A 2,031-nucleotide genomic window follows, 5' to 3' on the forward strand; every position below is an offset into this window, starting at 1 on the left:
GACGTTCACGTTGTTTGTTTCGTTCAGTTTTCAAAGAACTTGTTTGCCGCTCATTTGCGACTCCCTTATGTTAACATTTTCATATTTCAATGTCAACCAAGTTTTTTTATTTCTTTTGTCGCTTTCTTCGTTGTTGCTATCGGCGACTTATTCTATATTACACCTCTAAGATACAACCGTCAATATGTTTTTATAAAAAACTTCATTTTTTTATAAATCCTATTTACGTTATTAAATTATCTATCTATATACCTCTTCTATAAGAATAGATAAGCAACCCATGAAACGCTCTATGGGTTGCTATTCCATCATAAAAACTATTGTTCTTTTGAAGGTACAGAACAACTTTCATCAGTACAAGACATATCACTTCCACCCTCTGAAGAAAGCTCTTGTAACTTAGGTGCAGGATTCTCTTCTTCCCACACTTGTTGAAGTGCACCAACAAAAGTTTCGAGTGGTTGCGCACCTGAAATAGCATACTTTTGATTAATAATAAAATAAGGTACTCCTGAAATTTGATATTGCTGAGCAATCGCTTCATCAATTCTAACATCATTTGCATATGCACCTTTATCATTAATAACACGTAAAGCTTCTTGCTTATCTAAACCTGAAGCTTCAGCAATAGTAGCAAGCGTATCCACATCACTTAAATTTCTCGATTCAGTGAAATATGCAAAAAGTAGATTTTCCGTAATCTCTTTTTCTTTCCCTTGATCCTTTGCAAATTTGGCAAGACGATGCGCATCAAAAGTGTTCGTCGGCTTCATCTCTTCAAAATTAAAACTTAAACCCATACTAGCTGCATGATTGCCTAGTTGTATATTATTACGCTTAGCTTCTTCAATACTAATCCCATACTTTGATGCAAGTACTTCATTAATACTYGTTCCAGAATAGATTGGAGCATTTTGGTCTAATTCAAAACTTTTAAACTCAACTTCAACATCTTTCTTATGTGGAAATTGCTCTAAAGCCATTTCTAATCTACGYTTCCCAATATAGCAAAACGGGCATACAAAATCAGACCAAACTTCAATTTGCATATGAACACCTCATTAACATTTAKTTTTCAATYATTGTAGCACTGACRWTAMGGAATTCAAAAATTTATGCCTCAAGAAGTTACGACTACTAATCAAAGAAGATTTCATACCCATATATACACTTCAATTGTAAATGAGCCCCTTGTTCAACATGCCTATATCTCACTACATATTTAGCCATAATATAGCTGTTCTCATAATAATTGAAAGCACCTGTATCATTTTCATAGATTATGTACTACTTCCCTATACTTAATAACAAAAAACATTCCTCAAAACGCTACTATTATAAGAATAAAAAATTAACCAAGCCCGTCTATATAAAATGCAATTATATAGACGGGCTTGGTTAATAGATTGAGCAAACTGCAAACTCAAAGGAAGCAATTACACAAATCTATATTATTGAAATTATGAACGGATTTATTTTCAAAAGTATATTAATGAAGAAGAAGTATTTACCGGCAGAAACACCTCTAATGTTTATTAGTTAAGGGATACTGTATACAGGATTTTAAGGGGAAATAGCTATATAATTCATAAACCATTAAATCATTTAGAGTATAGAAGCTTCAATTATGCGCCAAGTTTTTTAGAAATTAATTATAAAAGAAGAGAGGTTCCCCTCTTATATTGAAAATATGACCAATAATGATCCTATTACGAAATACATATAGTTTAATGAGCGCTTAATAAAAATAGCGAAAATACTTCGCCTTTATCATGATTCCATAAATAATTTTCCATCTGGTATGATTTAGCAATATTTCCACCCTTGTTTCTAACGAAACAAATATACAAAAAAACACAAGTCAAAAGACTTGCGTTTTAGATTGCTTGGCGACGTCCTACTCTCACAGGGACAAGGTCCCAACTACCATCGGCGCTAGAGAGCTTAACTTCCGTGTTCGGTATGGGAACGGGTGTGACCTCTCTGCCATCATCACCAAACTATGAAGGTATATTCCTTCAAAACTAGATA

At 33.3% G+C, this 2,031-nt stretch carries 1 protein-coding gene and 1 rRNA gene; both read right to left on the minus strand.

Annotation, left to right across the window (positions count from 1 at the left end):
• Positions 1–317 precede the first annotated feature (317 nt).
• Entirely contained in the window at positions 318–1,049 is a 732-nt protein-coding gene (locus tag AC1DJR_RS27910; RefSeq protein WP_429688976.1) for a DsbA family oxidoreductase, read from the minus strand.
• A gap of 835 nt (positions 1,050–1,884) precedes the next feature.
• A 5S ribosomal RNA gene (gene rrf, locus AC1DJR_RS27915) occupies positions 1,885–2,000 on the minus strand.
• Positions 2,001–2,031: the final 31 nt, after the last annotated feature.

This window comes from Bacillus sp. 05T31 (assembly GCF_056396725.1).